The sequence below is a fragment of the Streptomyces sp. NBC_00289 genome (genome assembly GCF_041435115.1).
Classification (GTDB): domain Bacteria; phylum Actinomycetota; class Actinomycetes; order Streptomycetales; family Streptomycetaceae; genus Streptomyces.
The window spans coordinates 9,237,620-9,261,369 of the sequence record NZ_CP108046.1 but is presented as its reverse complement, the minus strand read 5'-3'; the positions used below and the strand labels follow the sequence as shown (position 1 = coordinate 9,261,369).

General features: G+C 71.5%; 22 protein-coding genes. 7 read left to right on the top strand and 15 right to left on the bottom strand.

Annotated features, from left to right (window positions below; translation table 11 throughout):
- The first annotated feature begins 310 nt into the window (after nucleotides 1-310).
- On the top strand, nucleotides 311-1,528 hold the full coding sequence (locus OG985_RS41865) for an amino acid deaminase/aldolase (protein ID WP_371673637.1): 1,218 nt from the start codon (nucleotides 311-313) through the stop codon (nucleotides 1,526-1,528).
- 177 nt (nucleotides 1,529-1,705) lie between these two features.
- Here OG985_RS41865 and OG985_RS41860 read toward each other — a convergent pair whose 3' ends face one another.
- Nucleotides 1,706-3,736, bottom strand: coding sequence for an FUSC family protein (locus OG985_RS41860; RefSeq protein ID WP_371673636.1), 2,031 nt, complete (start codon nucleotides 3,734-3,736; stop codon nucleotides 1,706-1,708).
- A 257-nt stretch (nucleotides 3,737-3,993) separates the two neighbouring features.
- Here OG985_RS41860 and OG985_RS41855 point away from each other — a divergent pair, with 257 nt between their 5' ends.
- Nucleotides 3,994-4,800 (top strand): maleylpyruvate isomerase family mycothiol-dependent enzyme, encoded by an 807-nt coding sequence (locus OG985_RS41855; RefSeq protein ID WP_371673635.1) that lies wholly within the window; start codon nucleotides 3,994-3,996, stop codon nucleotides 4,798-4,800.
- A gap of 103 nt (nucleotides 4,801-4,903) precedes the next feature.
- Here OG985_RS41855 and nadE read toward each other — a convergent pair whose 3' ends face one another.
- The 5 genes from nadE to OG985_RS41830 all read right to left on the bottom strand — a co-directional run bounded on the left by nadE (nucleotide 4,904) and on the right by OG985_RS41830 (nucleotide 8,324).
- Nucleotides 4,904-5,746: an ammonia-dependent NAD(+) synthetase gene (gene nadE / locus OG985_RS41850; protein ID WP_371673634.1), complete on the bottom strand. Its 843-nt coding sequence runs from the start codon at nucleotides 5,744-5,746 to the stop codon at nucleotides 4,904-4,906.
- A 114-nt stretch (nucleotides 5,747-5,860) separates the two neighbouring features.
- A complete protein-coding gene (ykgO, locus tag OG985_RS41845) occupies nucleotides 5,861-5,983 on the bottom strand; it encodes a type B 50S ribosomal protein L36 (RefSeq protein ID WP_189927182.1) in 123 nt (40 codons plus the stop codon).
- A gap of 93 nt (nucleotides 5,984-6,076) precedes the next feature.
- Nucleotides 6,077-6,337: a type B 50S ribosomal protein L31 gene (locus OG985_RS41840; RefSeq protein WP_371673632.1), complete on the bottom strand. Its 261-nt coding sequence runs from the start codon at nucleotides 6,335-6,337 to the stop codon at nucleotides 6,077-6,079.
- 46 nt (nucleotides 6,338-6,383) lie between these two features.
- Nucleotides 6,384-6,548 (bottom strand): 50S ribosomal protein L33, encoded by a 165-nt coding sequence (gene rpmG / locus OG985_RS41835; RefSeq protein ID WP_371673630.1) that lies wholly within the window; start codon nucleotides 6,546-6,548, stop codon nucleotides 6,384-6,386.
- 147 nt (nucleotides 6,549-6,695) lie between these two features.
- Nucleotides 6,696-8,324: a serine/threonine-protein kinase gene (locus OG985_RS41830; protein WP_371673629.1), complete on the bottom strand. Its 1,629-nt coding sequence runs from the start codon at nucleotides 8,322-8,324 to the stop codon at nucleotides 6,696-6,698.
- A gap of 134 nt (nucleotides 8,325-8,458) precedes the next feature.
- Here OG985_RS41830 and OG985_RS41825 point away from each other — a divergent pair, with 134 nt between their 5' ends.
- Nucleotides 8,459-8,791 carry an antibiotic biosynthesis monooxygenase gene (locus OG985_RS41825; RefSeq protein ID WP_371673628.1) on the top strand — a complete coding sequence of 111 codons (333 nt, stop codon included), beginning with the start codon at nucleotides 8,459-8,461 and terminating at the stop codon, nucleotides 8,789-8,791.
- 116 nt (nucleotides 8,792-8,907) lie between these two features.
- On the opposite strand, the gene OG985_RS41820 is transcribed toward OG985_RS41825, so the two are convergent.
- Genes OG985_RS41820 through OG985_RS41810 form a run of 3 tightly spaced genes read right to left on the bottom strand, consistent with a single transcriptional unit; the run spans nucleotide 8,908 to nucleotide 10,885 of the window.
- Nucleotides 8,908-9,111 carry a tautomerase family protein gene (locus OG985_RS41820; RefSeq protein WP_371673627.1) on the bottom strand — a complete coding sequence of 68 codons (204 nt, stop codon included), beginning with the start codon at nucleotides 9,109-9,111 and terminating at the stop codon, nucleotides 8,908-8,910.
- A gap of 33 nt (nucleotides 9,112-9,144) precedes the next feature.
- Nucleotides 9,145-10,053, bottom strand: a complete 909-nt coding sequence (locus OG985_RS41815) for an SDR family NAD(P)-dependent oxidoreductase (RefSeq protein ID WP_371673626.1) — start codon at nucleotides 10,051-10,053, stop codon at nucleotides 9,145-9,147.
- Nucleotides 10,054-10,102: 49 nt separating this feature from the next.
- Complete coding sequence (locus OG985_RS41810) at nucleotides 10,103-10,885, bottom strand: SDR family oxidoreductase (RefSeq protein ID WP_371673625.1); 783 nt, start codon at nucleotides 10,883-10,885, stop codon at nucleotides 10,103-10,105.
- A gap of 252 nt (nucleotides 10,886-11,137) precedes the next feature.
- On the opposite strand from OG985_RS41810, the gene OG985_RS41805 reads away from it, so the two are divergent.
- The 4 genes from OG985_RS41805 (at nucleotide 11,138) to OG985_RS41790 (ending at nucleotide 16,282) form a co-directional block, all read left to right on the top strand.
- Nucleotides 11,138-12,010: a helix-turn-helix transcriptional regulator gene (locus OG985_RS41805; RefSeq protein WP_371673623.1), complete on the top strand. Its 873-nt coding sequence runs from the start codon at nucleotides 11,138-11,140 to the stop codon at nucleotides 12,008-12,010.
- Between the two features lie 218 nt (nucleotides 12,011-12,228).
- Nucleotides 12,229-13,707: a glutamate--cysteine ligase gene (locus OG985_RS41800; RefSeq protein ID WP_371673622.1), complete on the top strand. Its 1,479-nt coding sequence runs from the start codon at nucleotides 12,229-12,231 to the stop codon at nucleotides 13,705-13,707.
- Nucleotides 13,708-14,169: 462 nt separating this feature from the next.
- A complete protein-coding gene (locus tag OG985_RS41795; RefSeq protein WP_371673620.1) occupies nucleotides 14,170-15,744 on the top strand; it encodes a carbohydrate-binding protein in 1,575 nt (524 codons plus the stop codon).
- Between the two features lie 169 nt (nucleotides 15,745-15,913).
- Nucleotides 15,914-16,282 (top strand): transglycosylase family protein, encoded by a 369-nt coding sequence (locus OG985_RS41790; RefSeq protein WP_371673619.1) that lies wholly within the window; start codon nucleotides 15,914-15,916, stop codon nucleotides 16,280-16,282.
- Between the two features lie 161 nt (nucleotides 16,283-16,443).
- On the opposite strand, the gene OG985_RS41785 is transcribed toward OG985_RS41790, so the two are convergent.
- From OG985_RS41785 to OG985_RS41760, 6 genes are all read right to left on the bottom strand, one after another.
- A complete protein-coding gene (locus OG985_RS41785; RefSeq protein WP_371673617.1) occupies nucleotides 16,444-16,821 on the bottom strand; it encodes a toxin Doc in 378 nt (125 codons plus the stop codon).
- On the bottom strand, nucleotides 16,821-17,060 hold the full coding sequence (locus OG985_RS41780) for a hypothetical protein (RefSeq protein ID WP_371673616.1): 240 nt from the start codon (nucleotides 17,058-17,060) through the stop codon (nucleotides 16,821-16,823). The genes OG985_RS41785 and OG985_RS41780 overlap by 1 nt, the downstream gene beginning before the upstream one ends.
- A gap of 63 nt (nucleotides 17,061-17,123) precedes the next feature.
- Entirely contained in the window at nucleotides 17,124-18,059 is a 936-nt protein-coding gene (locus OG985_RS41775) for an alpha/beta fold hydrolase (RefSeq protein WP_371673614.1), read from the bottom strand.
- A 220-nt stretch (nucleotides 18,060-18,279) separates the two neighbouring features.
- Nucleotides 18,280-19,452: a C40 family peptidase gene (locus OG985_RS41770; RefSeq protein ID WP_371673613.1), complete on the bottom strand. Its 1,173-nt coding sequence runs from the start codon at nucleotides 19,450-19,452 to the stop codon at nucleotides 18,280-18,282.
- Between the two features lie 63 nt (nucleotides 19,453-19,515).
- Complete coding sequence (locus OG985_RS41765; RefSeq protein ID WP_371673612.1) at nucleotides 19,516-20,217, bottom strand: M15 family metallopeptidase; 702 nt, start codon at nucleotides 20,215-20,217, stop codon at nucleotides 19,516-19,518.
- Nucleotides 20,218-20,391: 174 nt separating this feature from the next.
- Nucleotides 20,392-23,640, bottom strand: a complete 3,249-nt coding sequence (locus tag OG985_RS41760; protein WP_371673611.1) for a BTAD domain-containing putative transcriptional regulator — start codon at nucleotides 23,638-23,640, stop codon at nucleotides 20,392-20,394.
- Nucleotides 23,641-23,750: the final 110 nt, after the last annotated feature.

Sequence of the window (23,750 nt, the reverse complement as noted above, 5' to 3'; positions counted from 1 at the left end):
GGTTCGTCGGCGCCCGCAAGGATAACCAACCACGCGTGGCGATCCCGCGGCGGGAAGTACGGCGGTGGCCGACACACCTCGGGGCGGGCGTTCCCAGAAGTAAGTCATGCGTCCTGGACGCTTGACTTACTTCTGGAAGGTGGGCGACCGTAGCGGAAGCCAACGCCTGGCAAGAACACCCGCAGGAGGCACGCGTGCGACCGAAGGCCAGTGTTGTTCCCGACGGATCCGGCGCTGTGGAGTCGTCACGCCGGCGTGCACGGACACGGAGGCCGGACGCACCGCGTGCTTCCCTGCAAGGAGGCGGGCGATGACCGTCCAGACCGCCTCCGCGCGTGCGGCCCAGGGCCGCTTCGACCGCCTTCAAGCCGCGACCGCCGGGCTCGAACCCCCCTTCGGCGTCATCGACCTGGACGCCTTCGACGCCAACGCCTCAGACCTGGAACGCCGGGCGGCCGGCAAGCCGATCCGGCTGGCCAGCAAGTCGCTGCGCTCCCGGGCCCTCATCCGGCGCGCCCTCGACCGCCCGGGATTCCAGGGCGTCCTCGGCTTCACCCTCCCCGAAGCCCTGTGGCTGGCCGAGGAGTTCGACGACATCGTCGTCGGCTACCCCACCGCCGACCGCACGGCACTGCGCACCCTGGCCGGTGACGAACGCCTCGCCTCCCGTGTCACGTTGATGGTGGACTCCGTCGAGCACCTCGACCTCATCGACGCCGCGACCGGCCCGCGCCCCACCCGCGTCCGGGTCTGCCTCGAACTGGACGCCGCCCTGCGCCTGGCGGGCGGCCGCGTCCACCTCGGCCCGCGCAGGTCCCCGGTGCACACACCGCAGGAGGCAGCTGCCTTCGCCCGCGCGGTCGCGGCCCGCCCCGGATTCGAACTCGCCGGAATCATGGGCTACGAGGGCCAGATCGCCGGCCTCGGCGACAACCAGGCGGGTTCCCGGCTCAGGCGGGCCGCCGTCCGGGCGATGCAGCGCTCCTCCGTGGAGGAACTGAGCAGCCGGCGGGCGGCCGCGGTCGCCGCCGTCCGGGCCGTGACGCCCCTGCGGTTCGTCAACGGCGGCGGCACCGGCAGCCTGGAGACCACCACGCGGGAGGACGCCGTCACCGAACTCGCGGCGGGCTCCGGCCTGTACGGTCCCGGCCTGTTCGACTTCTACCGGACCTTCCGGCCCGCACCGGCCGCGTTCTTCGTGCTCCCCGTCGTACGCCGTCCCACCGCGCGGATCGCGACGCTGCTGGGCGGTGGCTGGGTGGCGTCCGGCCCGCCCGGCAGGGACCGGCTGCCCACGCCGGCCTGGCCGCCAGGCCTGCGCGTCACCGCCACCGAGGCCTTCGGTGAGGTACAGACACCGCTGGTGGGCACGCCCGCGCACGCCCTGCGCCTCGGCGACCGGGTGTGGCTGCGGCACGCGAAAGCCGGTGAACTGTGCGAGCGCATCGGCGAACTGCACCTGGTCAGCGGCGGCGAAGTGGTCGAGACCGTCCCCACCTACCGTGGCGAGGGCCGCCACTTCCTGTGACCGCCACTTCCCGGTGACCGCCACTTGCGGCGAAGTGGCGGTAGCGCACCATTCCACCTCCAGGCATCCTCACCAGGATTCGAGCAGACCGCGTACCCGGGAGCCGGCGGGTGATGCCTCCCCATGCCTCCCCGAAGCCGGTGGCCTGCCGGTGTGGTCGCGGTCCACGGCCCCACGTCAGACGGGATTCGTCGGCACCGACGCGGCTATGCGATCGAGCCGGCGGCCGATGCCGGTGAGCCAGGCGTCCAGGTCGACGAGCACGGGCTCCACCGCAGCCGGCTCCGGCACCGTGGACGCCCTCGGTTTCCCGTCCGACGCCGGTGGTCGCGGATGCGCGTCAGCACCATCCGTGGGACTCCCCCGGACAGGTGGAGGAAGGCCGGGGGCGATGAGGTCGAAGCGCAGCAGGCGGTGTGTTCCCAGCAGGGTCTGGTGGGCGACGATGAGGATCGCGTGCCAGTCGGCGGGCTCGCCCCTTTGGTCCGCGGGCGGTTCGTTGCGGTACTGCGCATACGCCGCCTCGGCCAGCCGCAGCCGGTGCAGCAGCGGGAGGGTGGGCAGCGAAGCGCGCGATGACGAGGGACTCGTCAGCAGATTGGTGGTGGGCGGGATGAGGGCTCCGCACGCCCGCAGCAGGTCGGCCATCGTACGGCGGACCTCCCGCCGGCCTCCGGCGGGCCAGGCCAGCAGTCCGCACAGCAGACCGATGACGCTGCCGGTGACGACGTCGAGCAGACGCACTTCGGACAGGCGCCAGTTCACCGGAGTGACCTGGGCGAAGACGAGTGCCACCAGGAAGGTGAACAGGGCCTGGGCGCAGGCGATGCCCCAGCGTGGCCCCAGCACGAACGCCACCAGCATCGCCGGTACGAGCAGGGCCGCGTAGACGTCCGTGTGCCGGCCCACGGCAAGCAGCAGGGCGCCGGCGGCAGCGGCCCCGATCAGATTGCCGGCGACGGCCTGCCGGACCGCGCTCCACGTCGCTCCCACGGTGGTGCGCCCCAGCGTGAGCACCGCGAGGAGTACCCAGAACCCGTGGGCGAGGTCGAGGCTGCCCGCCACCAGCCGGGCCGCCGCCAGTCCCAGGGCCACCCGCACCGCGTTCTGGAACCACACCGAACGCCGGGTGAGGTTGGCACCCGCACGACGTGCCCACAGCCGGGGTGTCGGGAGGTCCGCGTACCAGAAGACGTCGCCCGCCGCCGGCGGTGCCGTCCGCCCGCGTTCCGCGATGCCCAGTGCCGTGACGGCGACCCAGGTGGCCGCCGCGATGTCCAGCACCATGGTCTGCTTTCGCAGGACGCCGATGTCCGGCCGCAGCGGCGGTGCGGTCCCGCGCACGCGCTCCGTCTGGATGTGTTTGATCGACGCTTCCAGGGACGCGACCGACGGGGTGCCCACGCCGGCCCGCAGCGCCGAGCCGGCCGACGCGCACACGTCGGCGACTCGGGCGAGCAGCACGTCGCACGGCTGGTCCGTGCCCGGGACGGCACGGTGCGGCGCCGACAGTTCGGCGAAGCCTTCCATGAGACGGCGGCTCGCGGCCCCGGCCTGGGTGAGCGCCCGGTCGGTGCGCCCCGGGCCGGTGGGGCGGTCCCCGGGCGGCACGTGCGAGAACCTCAACTGCTCACCCCGCTCACGGAGGTCCCCGACCGGAACACGGCCGCCCGCGGCCGCCGCCGCTGTCTCGAGGGCGTCGGCCAGCCGTTCGCGGTAGCTTCGCGCGGGCACGCCGGGGAACAGGAGGGAACTGCCGGCGGCCAGCACCAGGACGCCCACACTGGCCCCGGCGAGCCGGGCCGGCAGTGTCTGCGGGGCGTAGGGCGGGAAGCACGCCAGGATGTAGAAGAGCTGGAGGCCCGGTGCCGCTCCCGCGCTGCGGGGGCCGCCGGCGGGGGCGAACCCCAGCACGAAGCCGACGATCGCCATCCCCGCCACCGCCGTCCAGGTGCCGGCCGCGAGAGCCGTGCCGAGGGCGACGAGCGCGAGGCCGAACGGCAGCGCGCACAGCATCACCCGCGCCCGCTGCCGACCGGATCCGGCGATGGAGGACAGGGGTCCCAGCGCGATGGGGGCGAACAGCGCGTAGAGCGCCGCCACCGGCTCCTTGAATCCGTAGAGACACAGGTAGAAACCCGTGGCGGCGGCGACCGTGGTCTGCACCGCCGGACGCAGCAGCGTCGTCCATGCCACCTTGCGGACCATCGACGCCTCCGGCCGCGTCACTGCCGTATCGCGGCGTCGGTACCGACGGTGATCCGGCGTCTTCGCGTCATGCCTGCCTCCGCACCATTGTCGGACGGCGACCGCGAGAGTGCATGTCACAGCGGTGGACAGGAGCGCGAAGGCTTGCCGCGGGCCGTCCGGTCTGGTTGGGTGACGCGCGCCGGACGCGAGGGGCGCGCAGGCGGGAGGGAACGGTCGGAGTGCGATCTACGGTGCGGCAGGACATCGGGGGGCCCTTGCCCGACGGGCTCGAGACAGCGATCCGTGCGACGGCCGGCGACATCGCCGCGTTGTTGCGGGACGTGTCCGACACCGCGGTTCCCGTGCCGGAGTCGGAGTGGACGGTCGGTGAGGCCGCCGCTCACCTGGCACTCGCCAACGAGTTGATGGCCGACCTCGCACTGGGCCGTGAACGCCCCTACGGGGACGGCACACCACAGAGTCTGGCCGCGGCCAACGCCCAGTCCCTCGCCGTGTTCGGTGAGCGCGGGGCGAAGCCGCTGGCGGCGAGGATCGAAGAGCAGGCCGATGTGTTCCTGAACGCCGTGGGCGACGCGGCGAACGACGGGACCAGCACCTCCCGGGCGCTCGTCACCCCACTGGGCAGCATGGACACGGCCGTCCTCTCGTCCTACCTGCTGACGCACATGCTGGGCCATGGCTACGACCTCGCCCGCGCCCTGAACCGCCCCCACATGATCGACCCGGACCGGGTCGGACTGTGCATGCCGTTCATGCTGTCGGTCATGCCGTACGTCGCCGACGCGGCCGCCACGGCCCAGCTGACCGCCCGCTACACCATCCGTCTCAGGGGCGGCGGCGGTACGGCGTTCGGCGTCACCGTGGCCGACGGCGTGGTGGACGTGACTCCGGAACCGACGTACCGCCCGGACTGCACGATCCTGATCGACCCCGTCGCCTTCCTCCTCATAGCGCTGGGCCGTCGCAACCCGTGGCGGGCCATCGCCCAGGGCCAGGTCTTCACCTGGGGCCGCAAACCGTGGCTGGGGCCCCGGTTCCCCACCCTGTTCACGGCACCGTGACCGTCGCCAGAGGGGCAACCTGACGTCATCGCGGTCGCCCGGGGCACCTCTCAGGGCCGGCGAACAGGCAGTGGCCGCGGGGCATGCGGCGACTGCCGTCGGTTCAGCCCCGCCACCAGTCGTCGAGCGGGGTGACCGGAACGGTCCGCTTGTGCCGGGTCGCGAGATAGACCGACTCCACCTTCGCCGCCAGGTCCGGCGTGACGTCGGCGCCTTCGAGGTAGTCGTCGATCTGGGAGTACGTCAGCCCCAGTGCCACTTCGTCGGGCAGCGCGGGCCGGTCGTCCTCGAGGTCGGCGGTCGGCACCTTCTTCCAGACGCTCGGCGGCGCGCCCAACTCCTGGAGGAGGGCAGCGCCCTGGCGCTTGGTCAGCCCGGTCAGCGGGGTGATGTCGACACCGCCGTCGCCATACTTGGTGAAGAAGCCGGTCACCGCCTCGGCCGCGTGATCGGTACCCACGACGAGCAGGCTCAGCTGCCCGGCGATCGCATACTGGATCACCATGCGTTCGCGGGCCTTGATGTTGCCGCGCACGAAGTCCCGCAGCCTGGGCTCGTCGCCCAGCAGCTCGCGCAGGCCGAGCGCCGCCTCGTCGGCGACGGCGTCCGCGCTCGGCTTGACGTTCACCGCGACGGAACGGTCGGGCCGGATGAACCGGAGCGCGATCTGCGCGTCCTCCTCGTCGGCCTGCACACCGTAGGGCAGTCGCACCGCGACGAAGGTCGCCGCGTGCCCCTCGGCACGCAGCTCCTCAACGGCGAGCTGGCACAGCCTGCCGGTCAGCGTGCTGTCCTGGCCGCCACTGATGCCGAGGACGAATCCCTTGGCCGGAGTCGACCGCAGGTAGTCCTTGAGGAAGTCGATCCGTTGCCGGACCTCGACCTTGGGCACCATGGTCGCCTTGACGCCGAGTTCGGCAAGAATCTGCTCACGTAGCTTCGCCATGCAGGCACTGTACTTGGCCGCAATCGGGCCGCGGGAAGCACCCGAAGCCGTCACCGGCACGGCCGGCCCGGTCCCGCCTCGCGGGACCGGACCGGCCGGTTCAGTGGGGCGCCGTCAGCCCTGGCGGGCCTTGAAGCGCGGGTTCTTCTTGTTGACGACGAAGACGACTCCCCGTCGACGGACCACCTGGGCCCCTGGTTTGGACTTCAGCGCACGCAGCGACTTGCGCACCTTCACAGCTGTGCCCTCCTCTTGCTCGACCCTTGAACAGCGGCCCTCGAACAGCGGCCCTCGACACTCAGGCCACGGCCTTCGGGCCTCGGGGCTCGGTCAGCGCCGGGCCGCCGGCTGACGGCCGTAGCGGCGCTCGAAGCGCTCCACCCGGCCCGCGGTGTCCACGACCCGCGTCCTTCCGGTGTAGAACGGATGACTCGCCGACGAGATCTCGACGTCGACCAGGGGGTAGGTCTTGCCGTCCTCCCACTCGATCGACCGGGTCGACTCCACCGTGGAGCGGGTCAGGAACGTGGCGTCCGCGGCGCGGTCGCGGAAGACGACCGGCCGGGAACCGGGATGAATGCCAGGCCTCATGGTGTTTCCTTCCTCATCGTCCTCCACCCGCGGGGGGAGGACTGCTTCAGCGTTCCTCGCGGAAGGGGACGTGCTCCCCGACCACCGGGTCGTACTTGCGCAGGACGAGCCGGTCGGGGTCGTTGCTGCGGTTCTTGCGCGTCACGTAGGTGACGCCGGTCCCGGCCGTCGACTTCAGCGTCACGACGGGACGCGCTGTGGTGCGTGCCATGAGGTGCTCCTTTCGACCACATCGCCGGCATTGAACGGTGCATGCCAGCCACATGGGAGAGAACACCGGTTCCCTCTGGAGCATTCCCGCCCCTCAACCGCGAGAAGGTACGACGCCCAGCCAGGCTGAGACGGCGTCCCGGGGCGGTCAGTCCGCCGCGCCGAACCGGCTGCCGGTGATCCAGCCGTCCTCCGTGCTCGCCGCGCCGACACAGCGGAAGACGCGCAGGCCGTCCGCCCACTCCTGGGCGGACGGCGGAAGTATGTCGGCCTTCCACGGGACGGTGACGTCACGGCCTTCGGCCGACCTGGACCCGAGCAGGACGTCCTGCGAGCACAGCGACCTGACGTCGGGGTGCTTGATCAGGTCCCGGGCGTTGTTCGTCATGCCGTCCTTGGGCAGCGGGGCGATGGCGAAGGTCTCCCAGACGTGCTTGACCTGGCAGTCCGCGCGGCTGACGGTGACGCTCCCCGAGATGTCGGTGATGCCGCTCCAGCACTCCGGGGTCGTGACACATCTGCCGCCCACGCCGTCGACCGCCGCGGCCGGACAGTCCCGCGTGCTGGTCGACACCCCTCCCAAGCCCGCTTTCACGCCGGTCCCCTGGCTCGAGGAGGCCGCGGGGGTGTCTGTGCCCGCGCCGTCGTCCGAGCCCGACGATCGGTTCTGGTAGGTGATCACGGTGAAGGACACGCTCACCGACACCGACACCGCCGCCAGCACGGCGATCAGCCGGTAGCGCTTCCGGTTCGGCTTCCGCTCGTCCGGCCGCGTGACGGCCCCCGCCGGATCCGTTCCGTCGGGCCTAACGGGCGGTCCCGGAGCCACCGTGGTGGGTACAGGGGCCTGAGAGGTGTGGCGCGGAGAGCTGTGGTGCGGCGGCGCCGCGTCCCGATGGGCGGGAACCGTGGGGGCAGCGGACGGTGTCCGCGCGAAACCACCGTGGTGGACGGTGCCCGTACGGACGGCGGCGAGGGCCTCGCGCAGTACACCTGCGTCGGACAAACGGTGTGCGGGGTCCGCTGCCAGGGCGTGCCCGAGGATCTCGTTGAGGTCCGCCGGTACCCCGGGCAGTCCGGGGTAGGGCCCCGCGTGCCGCACGATCAGCTCCGCGATGCTGAGCTGGCTGCCGTCCTCGGGGAAGTGGGGCGGGCGGCCATGCAACAGGGCGTAGACCGTCGCGGCGAGTGAGTACACGTCGCCGGCCGGAGTCGGCTCGGCCAGATGAAACGCCTCAGGCGGTGCGTACGCCGGGGTCAACGCCTCTCGGGTGACCGAGAGTTCCTGGCCCGGCCGGGGCATCGCGGCGAGTCCGAAGTCGGTGAGGGCCACGGCACCGTACCGGTTGATCATGATGTTGCCCGGTTTGATGTCGCGGTGCAGCACCCCGGCGGTGTGGGCCGCGGCCACCGCGCCGCTCATGGCCACGCCGACGTCACACGCCTCCTCCACGGACAGCGGCCCGCTGTGCCGCAGGCGGTCGCCGAGCGAGCCGCCGGGGCACAACTCCAGCACCATGTAAGGGCGGTGGTCGGCGAGCACGCCCGCGTCGTACACGGACACCACGTGCGGGTGCCCGGACAGCTGCCCGGCCGCGGTGACCTCCCGCAGGAAACGCTGCCGGTCCCGGGGCGAGGCCAGGGTCCTGCTGTCCACCTTGAGCGCCACCTCGCGGCCCACGGCGAGCTGGGACGCCCGGTACACCGTGGCGAAACCGCCCTGCCCCAGGACGCCGTGGATGTCGTAGCCGGGCAGTTCAAGTCGTTCGGACCACATCGTGCCGACATCCCCCAGCGCGAGAACACCCGCGACGGAGTGTCTGACCGGGGACGCGCCGACTCTAGCGCGCTCGCCCGGCGCCCGGACCGCCTGCTCGCCCACCGGCCGCCATGCGGCAGGATGACGTCGTCATGAGCGTAGTCAAGATCAACGTACTGACCGTTCCCGCGGAGCAGCGGGAGACGCTGGAAAAGCGTTTCGCCTCGCGTGCCCACGCCGTGGAGAACTCCGACGGATTCGAATGGTTCGAGCTCCTGCGTCCCACCGAGGGCACCGACTCCTACCTCGTCTACACGCGGTGGCGCGACGAGGCGGCCTTCCAGGCCTGGATGGAGGGCCCCATGAAGGCGGCCCACCAGGGTGGCGGCACGGAAACCGGTGAGCGTCCCAAGCCGGCGGCCGCCGGCTCCACCCTCTGGTCCTTCGACGTGGTGCAGCAGGCGGAGCCGAAGCCCACGGAGTGACGGGCGGCGAACTCGCCGACCGCGAGTGCCGCGGACCAGCCGGTTCGCCGCCCGCCGGTGCGCACGCATAAGCGTCAGGGCGGCAGGACGGCGGCGAACCGGCCCCGGTCCAGGTGTTACTGCTCGAGCATGGCGCGGGTCAGGACGTTTCCGCCGATGCCCCATCCACCGTCGGTGACCTCCTCGACGAGGACCATGGTGGTGGCGCGGGCTCGTTCGCCGTAGATCTCGACGTACAGCTCGGTGGTGCGCGTGACGATGTGCTCCTTCTGCTTCTCGTCGAGGGTTCCGGCCGGGACCTTGAAGTTCGCGAACGGCATGGTGGTTCTCCTTAATGGGTGGGATGACAGGGATTACAGGGAGCTGCCCGCGGTGAGCAGGTCGTCCAGTCCGACGCGGCGGAAGAAGTCGGCGCGGACGCGGTCGGCGACCGCGGAGACGACTTCGCTGCCGTCGCGGCTGGGGTCCACGTGCGTACGCAGGGGTCGGCGGCCGGCGGGCGTGGCCACCAGGCGTACGACGGCGTCGGCGACCTGCGTGACGTCCGCGTCCGGTGGGATGAGCGCGGCCAGTCGTTCGTCGAGGCCGGCCAGCAGTGCTCCGTAGCGCTCGTCGTACGCGGCCGCCCGGTCGGTGTCGGCGGGCGTGCCCGCGTGGGCGAAGTGGTTGGTGCCGGAGGTGAAGGCGCCGGGGACGACGATGGCCGTGTCGATGCCGAACCGCAGTATCTCGGCGGCGTAGCTGACGGCCAGGGCGTCCATGGCGGCCTTCGCGGCGAAGTAGGGGCCGAGGAACGGCGGGCAGCCGCCGCGGGTGCTGGAGCTTCCGATCCACACCAGCAGGCCCTCGTTCTGGGCCCGCAGTCGCGGGAGCGCGGCACGGTTGACGCGCTGGGCGCCGAGGACGTTGACGTCGTAGAGGCCGCTCAGCTGCTCGGGCGTGAAGGCCTCGGCCGGGCCGGAGGCCATGTGTCCGGCGTTGTGGACGACCACGTCGAGACGGCCCTGGGCGGCCACGATGTGGGCGACGGCGTGGTCGGCGGACTCCTGGGAGGTCACGTCGAGTTCGACGGCGTGCAGGGCGAGGTCGTGGTCGGCGGCGTAGCGCCTCAGGTCGTCCACCGCGGGCGCGTTGCGGGTGGCCGTCTGCCGGATTCCGGCGTGGACGGTGTGACCGGCGAGGGCCAGTGCCCGTGCGGTCAGCGCGCCGAAGCCGCTGGAGGCCCCGGTCACAAGAACGGTTCTGGGCGTGTCGGAAGGCATGGGTTCCTCACGGGATGAGGGGAAGGGGGTTGGCGGAGCGCCGCGGCCGTCAGATGATCCCGCCGTTGGCGCGGACGACCTGGCCGTTGACCCAGTGGCCGGCCGGCGAGGCAAGGAAGGCGACGACCTGCGCGATGTCGGCGGGGGTGCCGAGTCGCTCCAACGGGGCCTGGGCGGCCAGCCGCGCGACGGTCTCCTCGTCCTTGCCTTCGAGGAACAGGTCGGTGGCGGTGGGGCCCGGGGCGACGGAGTTGACGGTGACGTCCCGGCCCCGCAACTCGCGGGCGAGGATCGGCGTGAGCGCCTCGACGGCACCCTTGCCTGCGCTGTAGGCGCCGTATCCGGGGAAGGCCAGGCCCACCACGGACGTGGAGAACGTGATGATCGCTCCGCCGGCGCGGATCCTGCGGACGGCCTGCTGGGCGACGACGAAGCTGCCGCGGATGTTGGTGCGGTGGACCGCGTCGAGCTCCGCCAGGTCCAGCTCGGCGACCGGGGCCACATACAGCCGCCCGGCGGCGTGGACGACGACGTCGACCGCGCCGAACTCGGACTCCGCGGTCGCGAACAGATCGGCCACCTGCTGCTCGTCGGCGACGTCGGCCCGGACGGCGAGCGCCCGGCCACCGGTGGCCGTGACCTCCTTCGCGGCGGTCTCGGCCAGATCGCGGTTCCCCGCGTAGCCGACCACGACGGCGTATCCGTCCGCGGCCAGCCTGCTCACCACCTCACGGCCGATGCCGCGGGAGCCTCCGGTGACGACGGCGACGCGGGGCCGGCCGGTTCGGTGGTCGAGCGCGGTGCGGCTCTCCGCGACTTCCTGGGTGGACATGGATCCTCCTGATCGGTGTGAGGACGGCCGGGTACGGACCGGGTCGGACGAGGGACGCCACGACCGCGGACGAGGCCGGACGCGGGACTCCGCGACGGCGGAACGTGCGGCGACGAGTGACGCGTCCGTCGTCGGCGGTGCCCTGCTCGGTCTTCAGCGTGAGTCCGCGTTCCCGGGCCGGCCAGGGCTGTCCCCACCCAGGGGTTGTCATCCCCTGGCTCAGCGCGCCGGTGCCGGGCGAGGATGGAAGGCGTGAACCATGCCGAACTCGCCGCATTCCTGAAGTCCCGGCGCGACCGGGTCCGCCCGTCCGACGTGGGGCTGCCCACGGGGCCGCGGCGCCGGGTGCCCGGACTGCGGCGCGAGGAGGTCGCGCAGCTCGCGGGTCTGTCCGCCGACTACTACACCGAGCTGGAACGCGGACGTGGCGCCCAGCCCTCGGCCCAGGTGCTCGCCTCTCTGGCGCGGGCGCTGCGGTTGAACGGCGACGAACGCGACCACCTGTTCCACCTGACGGACCGGGCGGTCCCCCCGGCGGCACACGGCCCCGCCGCGCATGTCCAGCCGGCCCTGCTCGGCCTGCTGGACCAACTCGCCACCACTCCCGCCCAGGTCATCACCGACCTGCACGAAACGCTCGTCCAGAACCCGCCGGCCGCAGCGCTCCTCGGCCGTCCCCCGGCCGTGCGAGGTCCCGCGGCGAGCTTCGTCCACCGCTGGTTCACCGACCCCGACGCCCGCGCCATCTACCCGGTCGAGGACCATCCCCATCATTCCCGGGTGTTCGTGGCGGACCTCCAGGCGGTCGCCGCCCGACGCGGCCGCGACAGCGAGGTGAGCCGGATGGTGTCGGTGCTGCGACGCCGTAGTCAGGAGTTCGCGGGTCTGTGGGACACCCACGACGTCGCCCTGAGACGGACCGACCACAAACGCATCGTGCACCCCGCGCTGGGCGTCATCGAGCTGGACTGCCACAGTCTGTTCAGCGAGGACGGACGCCAGCGTCTGCTGTGGTTCGCCGCCCCGCCCGGCACGGAGGGCGCCGCACAGTTGGAGCTGTTGTCGGTGATCGGCACGCAGGACATGACGCCCAGCACGAACGAGCTGGGGCAGTCACCGGCGTGACGTCTGGACGGGTGCGCGTCAGAGGTGGCCTGGCACGGGACGGGGCCGACGCGGCGTCGTCGTGATCCCGCTCCCGCCCCCTCGCGCGGTCCCGGCTTCTCCGCGGTCCTCCACACCCTGGCTTCTACGGCGGTCTCCGCATCCCGCCTGGTCCCGGTCGCCCAGGGGTGCGACGCTGGACGGAAGAGGTGTCCGAGGAGGGAAACCCGGGAGGGCCGATGGGACGGGACGTCCCGGCGGTGGTCTTCACCCGTGAGGACCGTCGCCGGTACCGGATCAAGATGCAGGAGTGCCTCGACGCCTTCGCGCAGATGCTGCGCGAGTCACGGTTCGAGTCCGAGCGGCCCCAGGTGGGGCTGGAGATCGAGCTGAACCTGGTCGACGACGAGGCGGAGCCGACCATGCGCAACAGCGACGTGCTCGAGGCGATCGCCGATCCGACCTGGTCCACCGAGCTGGGCCGGTTCAACCTCGAGATCAACGTTCCGCCCCGCCATCTGACGGCCGGTGGGCCCGACTCCTGGGCGTCCGAGATCCGCGACGCGCTGAACCACGCGGAGGAACGTGCCCGCTCGGTCGACGCGCGCCTGATCATGATCGGCATCCTGCCCACCCTGCGGCAGGAGCACGCCGGCGAGGCCGCGTTGTCGGAGAACCCGCGCTACCGACTGCTCAACGACCAGGTGTTCGCGGCCCGGGGCGAGGATCTGCGCATCGAGGTGGACGGTGTCGACCGGTTGCGGACCTACGCGGACACGATCACCCCGGAGGCGGCCTGCACCAGCACCCAGTTCCACCTCCAGGTGTCCCCGGAGGAGTTCGCCGGCTACTGGAACGCGGCTCAGGCGATCGCCGGGATCCAGGTCGCGCTGGCGGCCAACTCGCCGTTCCTGTTCGGCAAGGAACTGTGGCACGAGACCCGTATCCCGCTGTTCGAGCAGGCCACCGACACCCGCCCGCAGGAGATCAGCGTGCAGGGAGTGCGGCCCCGGGTCTGGTTCGGGGAGCGCTGGATCACCAGCGTCTTCGACCTCTTCGAGGAGAACCTGCGCTACTTCCCGGCGCTGCTGCCCCTGTGCGACGAGCAGGACCCCGCGCAGACCCTGGACCGCGGCGACATTCCCGAGCTGGCCGAGCTCAGCCTGCACAACGGCACCATCTACCGCTGGAACCGCCCGGTCTACGCCATCGCCCACGACAAGCCGCACGTCCGCGTGGAGAACCGGGTGCTTCCCGCTGGTCCGACCGTCGCCGACACCCTCGCCAACGGCGCCTTCTACTACGGGCTCACCCGCGCTCTGGTGGAGGAGGAGCGACCGGTGTGGTCACGGATGTCCTTCTCGGCAGCCGAGGACAACCTGCACACGGCGGCACGGCACGGTATCGAGGCACGGCTGTACTGGCCGGGCATGGGCGAGGTGCCGGTGGCCGAACTCGTCCTGCGGCGTCTGCTGCCGCTGGCGCACCGGGGGCTGGAGCGCTCCGGGATGGACGCGGCGTGGCGGGAGCCGCTGCTCGGGATCATCGAGCAGCGGTGCGTCACCGGCCGCAACGGAGCGGTCTGGCAGAAGGAGATGTTCCACGCGATCGACTCCTCCGCCCATTCCGGCCGCCACGAGGCCCTGCGGCGGATGACGCAGCTGTACATCGACTACATGCACCTCAACGCCCCGGTCCACACCTGGCCGGTCGACTGACCGAGCCCTCCGCGGGTGAAGCCGGCCTCTTGACGCGTCGCGCTCTCCGACGGCCTGAAAGCGACCAAAGCGACCGGTCCGTATCCAGGCCGCTGCGTGAACGCTTCCGCTCCGGGCCGCTGCGTGGACGCTTCCGCTCCAATGCGTTTTCGGGCGCTTCTCGGACGCCATCACGTTCAAGTCAGTGAACAGCAATCACGTACACGACTATTGACGCGTTCACAGCAAGCCTTTAGCGTCCCGAGAAAGCGCTTTCCCTTTACTAGTGCCCACCCTGGCCACTCGGCCTGTTCACGCACTCGAACCCGTCACGCTGCCACACCCGGACCGGTGGCGGAAAGGGGCGCGGCACCGCCTCACCGGCGGTGCGGACGAACCGATACGCCATCGCCGCACAGTTCCTCGAGCACCGCTCTCAGCAAACCTCCTGGTCAGACGAACCAATCAGCTTGGAGACGAACGATGCAACTGAGACCAGTCATCGCGTCCGTCGGCCTGCTGGCCGGCGCACTCGTCGCGCTGTCCGGCACCACGGCGCAGGCAGCGTCCGCCCGTTACGAGGCCGAGAGTTCCCCGGCGGTCTGCACCGGCACCATCGACTCCGACTGGTCCGGCTACTCGGGCGGCGGGTTCTGCAACGGCACCAACGCGGCCGGCGCCCACGTCCAGTTCACCGCGAACGCCTCGGCCGCCGGCACGGCGACGCTGAAGGTCCGCTTCGCCAACGGAACGACCGCCGCCCGGGCCGCGACCCTCACGGTGAACGGTGCCGGCGCCACGTCGCTGTCGTTCGAGAGCACCGGCGCGTGGGGGACATGGGCGACGAAGACCCTCACGGTGCCGCTGACCTCGGGCAGCAACACCATCCGGATCAGCCCCACCAGCACCGGCGGTCTGCCCAACATCGACTACCTCGACGTCGAGACGGGCGACACCACCACACCGCCGTCGGCCACCGCGCTGTACGTGGCGCCGAACGGCAGCGACAGCGCGGCCGGAACGCAGTCGGCCCCGACGACGCTCACCTCGGCGATCACCCGCATCACACCCGGCGGGACGATCTACCTGCGCGGCGGAACGTACGCCTACGCGCAGACGGTCACCATCCCGGCGGCCAACAGCGGCACCGCCGCCGCCCGTACGAACCTGTCCGCCTACCCGGGCGAGACCCCGGTCCTCAACTTCTCGGCCATGACCGAGAATTCGGCCAACCGCGGGCTCGCCGTGAACGGTTCGTACTGGCACGTCTACGGCATCGTCGTCGAGCGGGCCGGGGACAACGGCATCTTCGTCGGCGGCAGCAACAACGTCATCGAGCGCACGGTGACGCGCTTCAACCGGGACACCGGGCTTCAGCTGTCGCGGATCGCCTCCAGCACCCCCAAGGACCAGTGGCCGTCCAACAACCTCGTACTGAGCGCCGAGTCGCACGACAACGCCGACTCCGACGGCGAGGACGCCGACGGCTTCGCCGCGAAGCTCACGGTGGGCGGCGGAAACGTCTTCCGCTACGACGTCTCCCACAACAACATCGACGACGGCTGGGACCTCTACACCAAGACCGACACCGGAGCCATCGGCACGGTGACCATCGAGGACTCCCTCGCCTACGACAACGGCACCCTCAGCGACGGCACCGTGAACTCGAACGGTGACCGCAACGGCTACAAGCTCGGCGGCGACGACATCGCGGTCAACCACGTCGTCCGGCGCAGCATCGCCTACCACAACGGCAAGCACGGGTTCACCTACAACAGCAACCCCGGCACGATGGCGGTGTCGAACAACGTCAGCGTCGACAACGCCCAGCGCAACTTCTCCTGGGATGCCGGGACTTCGGTGTTCCGCAACAACACCTCGTGCCGCAGTGCCGGCGGGTCGAACGACAAGACCGTGGGTGACGCGGACAGCACGAACCAGTTCTGGTCCGGCACGAACGGGTCCAGGTGCTCCTCGTACACCGGCGCCCTTGGGTGGTCCTACGCCACGGACGGCCGTCTCGTGGTGACCTTCGGCGGCAAGCAGGTCACCCCGTAGGAGGCCCGGCCCCCTGCCGTGTCCTCGCCCCGGCCCGCCGGCCCGCACCAGGTCGGCGGACCGGGGACTCCTCGTCGGTGTCGCGGATTTCGGCTTCCGCCTGACGCGGTGTCATTCCTACAGCCTGAAATACGATGAAATTGAGATAACTCCTTTATCGTCCTTTGACATGATTTCACCTCACGCAACTGATCTGAACGAACACAGTGGACCGAACAGGGGGCGCCGCCTGGCGCTCGGACTGTTCCTGCCGGTCACGGCGTTGCTGACGCTCGTGACACCCTCCGCCCAGGCCGCGACACCCACGGGCCTGGGCGCCGACTGGGAAGCCATCGCGAGATGCGAGGCGGGCGGCAATTGGCACGCCAACACGGGCAACGGTCACTACGGCGGCCTCCAGTTCAAACAGTCGAGCTGGGTCGCCGCCGGCGGCCGCAGGTTCGCACCCCGGGCCGACCTGGCAACGAAGAGGGAACAGATCACAGTGGCCCGGCGCCTCGCGGCCCTCCAGGGCATGAACGCCTGGGCATGCGCGTGAGGCCCCGGTGAGTGGAGCCGGTCCCCGGTCCGGCGGGGAGGGCCGTCCGCACCGCGACGGCGCGACGACCGTCCCCGCCTCCCGGTCCAGGCTCAGGGGCTGCCCTCTCGCGCCGGCCGCGTCTCGAGCACGGAGCAGGGTTCACCGATGGCGACCTTCGTTCACAGCCTCCAGGTGCGCAGCTGGTCGGCGACCTGCTCGACACCGACACGGCTGTCGCGGATCTTGCGGACGAGATCGGAGAGGGCGCCGTACGGCGGATCGACCCCTTCGCCGGACTGGTCCATGTACTGGGCCGCCACGAAGGCGGCGTACAGGCTGTTGCGGTACGGGAGGGGCTCCAGGCGCACGATGGTGTGCATCAGCGCCGCCGCACGCCAGGCCGCGTCCGGGTCGGCGGCGGCCAGGGTGGGGAGCCGGGTCCGGTGCCGGGCGACGGCGGCCACCAGCGCGGAGTAGTCCGAGACGGTGAGGTCTTCACGGTCGAGCGCGACTTCCTGGACGTCGAGCAGCCACGAGACGTCGATGGAGAGGGGCATCAGGCGGCAGCGGATCCGCCGCCGCGCCGGGCGGGCGGCACCTCGTCCGGAAAGGCGTCGTCGAACTCCGCACGCAGCCGGTCCGCCCATCCGGCAGCGCCGGCGACGAACTGCCTGCGCTGCATCTCGCGCACGCCGAGGTCGTGCAGGTACTGCTTGAGGCTCTTGCCCTCGGCCGCGGCCGCGGCCCGCACACCTTGGAGTTCCTCGTCGGTGAACGACACGTTCAGGGATGGCATACACCGATGGTACCTACTAGGTGCCAGCCGCGCGAGGGCCGTTCCCCGCCCGACGGCCGGGGCTCATACCGAGGTCGTGTTCGCGGGGTATTCCAGAGGGCTGAGATAGGGCAGGTCCGTCAGGGGCTGGTCGGTGCAGAACCGCACGATGAGGTCCGCGTGGGCGACATCCTGTTCCAGCGTGAACATGTGGTCGGCGTCGAAGAAGGTCGCGAAGGGTGCGCGCAGTTCCCGGGCCAGTTGTCGCCCCAGGCCGGGCGTGGTGAGGTGGTCGTGCTCGCCCGTGTAGACCACCACCGGAACCTCGAGAGTTCCCGGCTGGTACCAGTCGTGCAGCATCATCCGGGCGTTGTGGTCGCACGCGTTGTCGAGGTCCCGCTGGCTCTGTGTGCGGAACTGGTGGCTCAGCATCCGCCAGACGGCCGCGTGCCGGCGGATGCCGCGATCGGGCGGCACCACGAAGGTCGACATGAGACTGTCGGCGAGTTCACCGCGCTGATCCTCGGCGACCATCTTCCGCCATTGCGGGATCATGTGAAGGTAGGACTGCGGAAGGTGTCCTGTCATCGCCCCCAGCATCAGCCGCGAGACGTGCCGCGGAAACCGCTGGGCACAGCGCAACGCGATCGCGCCGCCGTAGCACGTGCCCAGCAGGTTCGCCGTTCCGATCTCCAGCTCGACCAGCAGGTGGCGCAGGGCTTCGGCGAGGAAGTCGTACCCGTAGCGGGCGGGCAGTGCGTCGGCCGCTCCGAAGCCGGGCAGTTCCACGGTCACCAGCGAGGTGTGGTCGAGCAGCAACTTCTCGTAGTTGCTCCAGGAGTTGCGGTCCTGCATCATGCCGCCGACCACGACCAGGGGCTCGGTGACCGCGCTGGCCGATTCCGCCACCCGGCACAGGTACGCGAAGCCCTCGAACTCCAGCCGGTGCTCGCCGCCCCGCCCGTTCACCGACGGCTCCTTGCGGCAGCCGGGCAGCGGTCCCGACACGGGCGGGACCATGGGCTGCATCGTTCGGACGACATCGGCGGGGCCGCGGTGTGCAGGGCTGTGTTCACGTGCGCTTAACGCCTGCCGGTCCTCATTGTCACGGTCCATCGCGGGGGACCTTGGGAGACCTCGGGAACACCCGCTCGGTGAACGGATCGGTCAGGCCCGGCTGACGCCGGCGTGGGTGCCCTCCTCCTCTCGCGCCGTCGGCCGGCGTCGTCCTCCCCGGCGCTCAGCAGGTGGGGACGCCGGGCAGCCAGGCGGCGCCCTTGACGTAGATGTTCGTCAGCCACGAACCGTCGGTGAGCTTGGCCCAGGCGTCGTTGGTGTAGCCCTCCGCGGTGACCTCCTGCGCATGCGCCTGGCAGACCACGTTGACGGTCGTCGGCTGCGGGAAGTAGTCGACCACGGACGCGTTGACGTTGGGTTCCGTGTGGGTGCGGACGCCGGTGCCCCAGGTCTGGAACGCCGTACTGTCTCCCGTGGGCGGCGCCGGAGTGGTGCCCGCGCAGTCCGGCACTCCGGGCAGTTCGGCCGGGCCCTTGATGTAGATGTTGGTCAGCCATGAGCCGTCGACCAGCTTGGACCAGATGTCGTTGGTGTAGCCCTCCGCGGTGACGGTCTCCGCGTGCTCCTGGCACAGGACGGACACCTGCGTGGGGCCGGCGAAGGTGCTCACCGTCGACGCCCGGACGCTCGGGGCCTCATGGGTACGCACGCCGGTGCCCCAGGTCTCGAAGGTGGTACCGCCGTTCGCCGGGGGCGGGGGCACGGTGCCGCTGGAGTTGACCCGGATCGCACCCGCGTAGTCACCGCCGGTGCGGGCGGGGGCCACCCGGATGCGCGTGCCCGACTCGTACGCCTCGACCATCTGTCCGGCGCCCAGGTACATCGCCACATGGTGGATGTGGCCCTCGCCCCAGAACATCAGGTCACCGGGAAGCAGCGGCGCCGTTCCCTGAGCCGCCGAGAAGCGGGCGGTCGCCTGGGAACTGTGGAACTGGTCGTCGGCCGTGCCGTTCAGCACGTCCTTGCCGGTCGCCCTGTAGTACGCGTACCGGGCCAGCCCGGAACAGTCGAAGCCTTTGCGTTCCCCGTCGTGCAGGCTGTCGGGGTCCACGCCGTCGTAGTAGCCGTACGACGCCCCCGGTGTGGCACCGTGGCCGCCTCCCCAGCTGTACCAGACGCCGATCTGTGAGCAGGCGGCGTTCACCGCGGCCTGGGCGGTGGCCGAGGCGCCCGGCGCGAGCACACCGCAGGCGGTGTCCTGGGCCGCGGCGGGCGCGCGGGAGGTGGCGGCCTCGGCCGTGGAGGGAACGAAGCCGGTGAGGGCCGCCGCCAGAGCCGTCGTGGTGAGGGCGGTCGCGGCCAGGCGGGTGGTGGTCCGGGGCATTCTGTCGGTCATCACGGAGTACTTCCTCTGCGGGGGGTGTGTCGTCGTCGGTCGTGCTTCGTCGCATGTGCTTCGTCAGGGGTGCTGGTGCTTCGCCGGCGGGATGGCGGCGGGTGCTCGGGTCGCCGGTGGGGCCACGGGGCCGTAGCGGGCGGCGGGCGCCTGGCGCAGCACGGCCCAGTACCGTTCTCCGTACGACCAGTGCCACCACTCGGTGGGGTAGTTGACGAAGCCCACCGCCTCGAGGACGCGTTCCATGACCTGCCGGTTGGCGCGGGCCTCGGCACTGATCCGGGGAGCAGCGGTTCGGCAGGCGCCCCCGCTCTCCTCGGGGGTGGCGTTGACGTCGGTGCCCAGCGGCAGTTCCGTGCCGTCGTCGCGGCACAGGGTGAGGTCGACCGCTCCCCCGCTGACGTGCGGGGCGACCTCCGGTGGGGAGATGTAGGCGCTGGCCAGTTCCCTGATGTCGGAGGGCGGCAGGCCGGGGTGGCCGGCCCGCAGCGCGGTGGCGTACTCCTCGAAGTAACGGCGTTGCAGTTCCGGCGGCCGGTAGCCCTCCACGACGAGGAACCGCGTTCCGCTCGGCAGCATGCGCTGGGCCGCGAGCAGTCTCCGCAGCACACCCGCCCGCACATGGCAGTAGTGGCCGTCAGGGTCCGCCTGCCGGGAGTCGAGCCGCAGGCCCGACCGTTCACGCAGGTCGACCAGCGGCTCACCGCAGTCGGCGAGCGGGACGCCGGCCACACGGGGATCGGAGAGCGGGATGATGTCTTCCACGTGACGAGACTGGCGGAGCGGTCTGCAAAAGGTCTGCAGATCCTCTGCAGGACGCGGTGCAGGGCGCGGTGCAGGACTCGGTGCAGGGCGCGGGACCGGCATCGGTGGACGGCAGCAACTCAGGTTCGGCCCAACGGGGTTGGTGATCCGGCCCGCCCCACCACCCGACCGGGGTCACCCCGGCCGGCCGCGTTCCGTCGCCTCTCGGCTGTCCAGCGCCCGGAACATCTCCAGCGCCTTCGCGCGTCCCTCGCGCGCCGCCTGTTCGTCGCCGGTCAGCCCGTTCGCCTCGGCCAGGTCCCAGACGGTTCGGGCCTGCCACAGCGGCAACCGGAGTGTCTCCCACGTCTCGAGTGCGAGGCGGAGCGGAGCCTGTGCGCCCCGTGCGTCGCCGGCCGCGAGATGCCACTCGCCGATGGTGCGCAGCACCAGCGCGTGACCGAACCTGTCCTGGCGTTCGAGCGTCACCTCAAGGCAGTCGTCGAGCCGCTGTGCCTCCGTCAGGCGCCCCTGCCGCAGCCGCACCTTCGCGAGCGCCTGCCCCGTGTACATCCGGCCGAATCTGTCACCGAGGTCGTCGAAGATCCGCATCGCCTGCTGGAGCAGCCGTTCCGCCGCGTCGAGTTCACCCGCGGCGCGATGGCACAGTGCCAGGGAGCGCAGCGCCAGCGCCTCCCCGCGCCGGTCGGCCGCCGAACGGTACAGGCCGAGGCAGCGTTCCAGCGCCGCCCACGCCTGGGCCGGACGCCCCTGTTCGCGGTGCACGTAGCCGATGCCGGACAGGACCCCGGCCGCGCCGGGCACGTCACCCACCTCCTCGTAGGCCGGGAGGGCAGCCTGCAGCAGGCCCAACGCCTCGGCGAACCGGGCCTGTTCGCGCCGTGCCGTCCCCATGCCGGCGAGCGCCGCGGCCCTCCCCCGCGTCGCGTCCGCCCGCACCGTGCGCTCGGGTCCCGCGTCGCGAGCCGTGTCGTCGAGCGGGTCCAGCGCCTCGTCGAACAGGCCCAGGGCCTGGGCGAAGAACAGATACCCCTCCTCGAAGCGGTCCTGTTCGTACCGGAGTTGCCCGAGTCCCAGGAGCAGCCAGGCCTCACCGGCACGGTCCCCGGTGCGACGTACCGCTTCGAGCGCGACGGTGTGGGAGTGCGACCAGGCGTCGAACTGGTTGTACAGCACCGCCGAACTCGCGATCAGGGCGCCTGCGAGGTCGCGTGCCGCCCGTGTCATCCCCTGGTCGGCGCAGTGGGTGACCGCGGCGACCAGACAGGCCTGTTCGGCTGCGAACCAGGCGGCGGGCTGGGCCAGGAGCGCCTCCGCCGTCGCGTCGTCGAGGAGGTGACGGGCCCGGTGCGGCGGGAAGAGCCGGGCGGCGCCGCCGCCCGGGCCGCGAACGGCCGCCTGGTCGGCCAGTCCCAGCCAGCACGACACGAGCCGCAGCACCGCGCTCGTGCGTTCCGCGGGACTCTCCTCCGCGAGGCAGCGCTCACGGGCGTGCTCACGCACCAGGTCGTGAATGCGGTAGCGGGTGCGTCCGGTCCCGTCCACCCCGAGCACATCGACGAAGTGGCAGTCCACCAGCCTCTCCACGGCCTCCTCGGCGTCGTCGGTGTCGATGTCGAGCAGGGGCGAGGCGATCCACGAGGCGAAGTCGGGCAGGTCCATCAGCGCGAGCCGGCGCAGCGCCGCCCGCTCCTTCGGCCGTAGATCGGAGTAGGCCAGTTCGAGACTGGTCCGTAACTCCAGGTCTCCGGCGCGTAGTTCGTTCACCCTCTGCCGTTCGTCACGCAGCCGTGCCGCCAGGCGGCCGGGAGGCCAGTGGGGTCGGGCGGCCAGCCGGGCACCGGCGATGCGCAGCGCCAACGGCAGACGGCCGCAGAGCGCGACGATCTCCGCGAGGTCGTGCCGGCCCGCCTCGGTCCGCGCGGGCCCGGCCACCGTGGTGAGCAGTTCGAGGGCGTCCCGCTCGTCGGGGGCGGCGAGGTCGAGGTGCTGGGCACCCTCCAGACCCGCCAGCCTTCTGCGGCTGGTGATCAGCACGGCGCAGCCGGCGCCGGGCGGCAGCAGCGGACGCAGGTGGCTCTCGTCCGCGGCGTTGTCGAGGATCAGCAGGATCCGCCGGGGTGCCACGTGGGTGCGGTAGAGGCCGACCAGGTCCTCCGGTCCGCCGGAGGCCTGCTCGGGGTCGACTCCCAGCGCACGCAGCAGTCTGGCCAGCGCGTCGGAGGCCTGCACGGGAGCGGAGTCCGAGGCGCGAAGGTCGAGGAAGAGCCGGCCGTCGGGGAACAGGGTGGCCGTGCGATGGCCCACGTGGACGGCGAGCGCCGTCTTCCCGACGCCCGAACGGCCGGAGATCACCGCGATCGGCGGCGCCGTCCTGCCGGGTTCCTGAACCCGGCGCAGCAAGTCCGCGGCCCAGTCGGCCTCCTCGTCGCGTCCGACGAAGTCGGCCACGTCGGGGGGCAGATGGGACGGTGTGAGGGGCGCTGCCTCGACGAGAGCGGCACCCGTGGGCGCGCTCGGCCTGTCCCGGTCGCCGCCGCTGTCGGGGCGGTCGTCGGCGTCACCCGGCGAGGGCGCGAGGGGCGGATCGGCCGCCCCTCCCGCCGGGTCGACGAGCGCCGCGCGGGGCCGCGCGGGTACCTGTCCCGGCCCGGCAGGCAGTCGTCCTCCTCCCAGGAGGGTGTCGTCGTGGTTGAGTACCGCGCGGTGCAGTGCGCGCAGTTCGGCGCCCGGTTCGATCCCCAGTTCCTCGCGGAGGCTGTCGCGCCCCTGCCGGTAGACCCGCAGGGCGTCCGGTACCCGGCCCGTCCGGAACAGCGCGGTCATCAGCTGTCCGCGGGGCCGCTCGCGCAGCGGATGTGCCGCGACATGGGCGAGCAGGGGTGCGATCACGCGCTCGTCGCGCCCGAGTACGAGCCCGAGGCCGAAGCGCTCCTCGTGGGCCACGAGCCGTAACTCCCCGAGGCGCGCGGCCTCGATCCGCGCGAACGACTGCTCCATGCCCTCCAGCGCGTCGGGCCCTCGCCACAGGTCGAGCGCGTCAGAGAGGACTTCCGCGGCGTCGGCCGCGCGCCCCTGCCGGGCGAGTCGCTCCGCTTCCCGGAGCAGCGTCTCGAAGCGGCGGCTGTCGATCCGGCCGGGGTCGAGGTCGCAGACATAGCCGGGTGCCCTGGTGCGGATCGGTGAGTCCCGCGGGGCACCGCCGAGTTCGCGCCGGGCGGCGGAGACATGGGAGGCGACCAGGGCGGTGGCCGTGACGGGTGCCTGTTCCTCCCACACAAGGTCCACCAGACGGCCTGTGGCGAGGACTTCGCCGAGGTGGACGACCAGGGCCGACAGCACGGTCAGTGGCTTGCCGCCGAGCCGCAGTCGCCGTCCGTCCCCCCACACCTCGACGGAACCCAGTAAGCGCACTTCGATCATCGTCCCCCGATCGCAACGGTCGACCCGCGCATCGTGACAACGATATCGGCAGCCTCTGACACGGGAGGTTCGCCGCAGGACGATGTTCCGGGAGCGAAATCCGGCCCCTG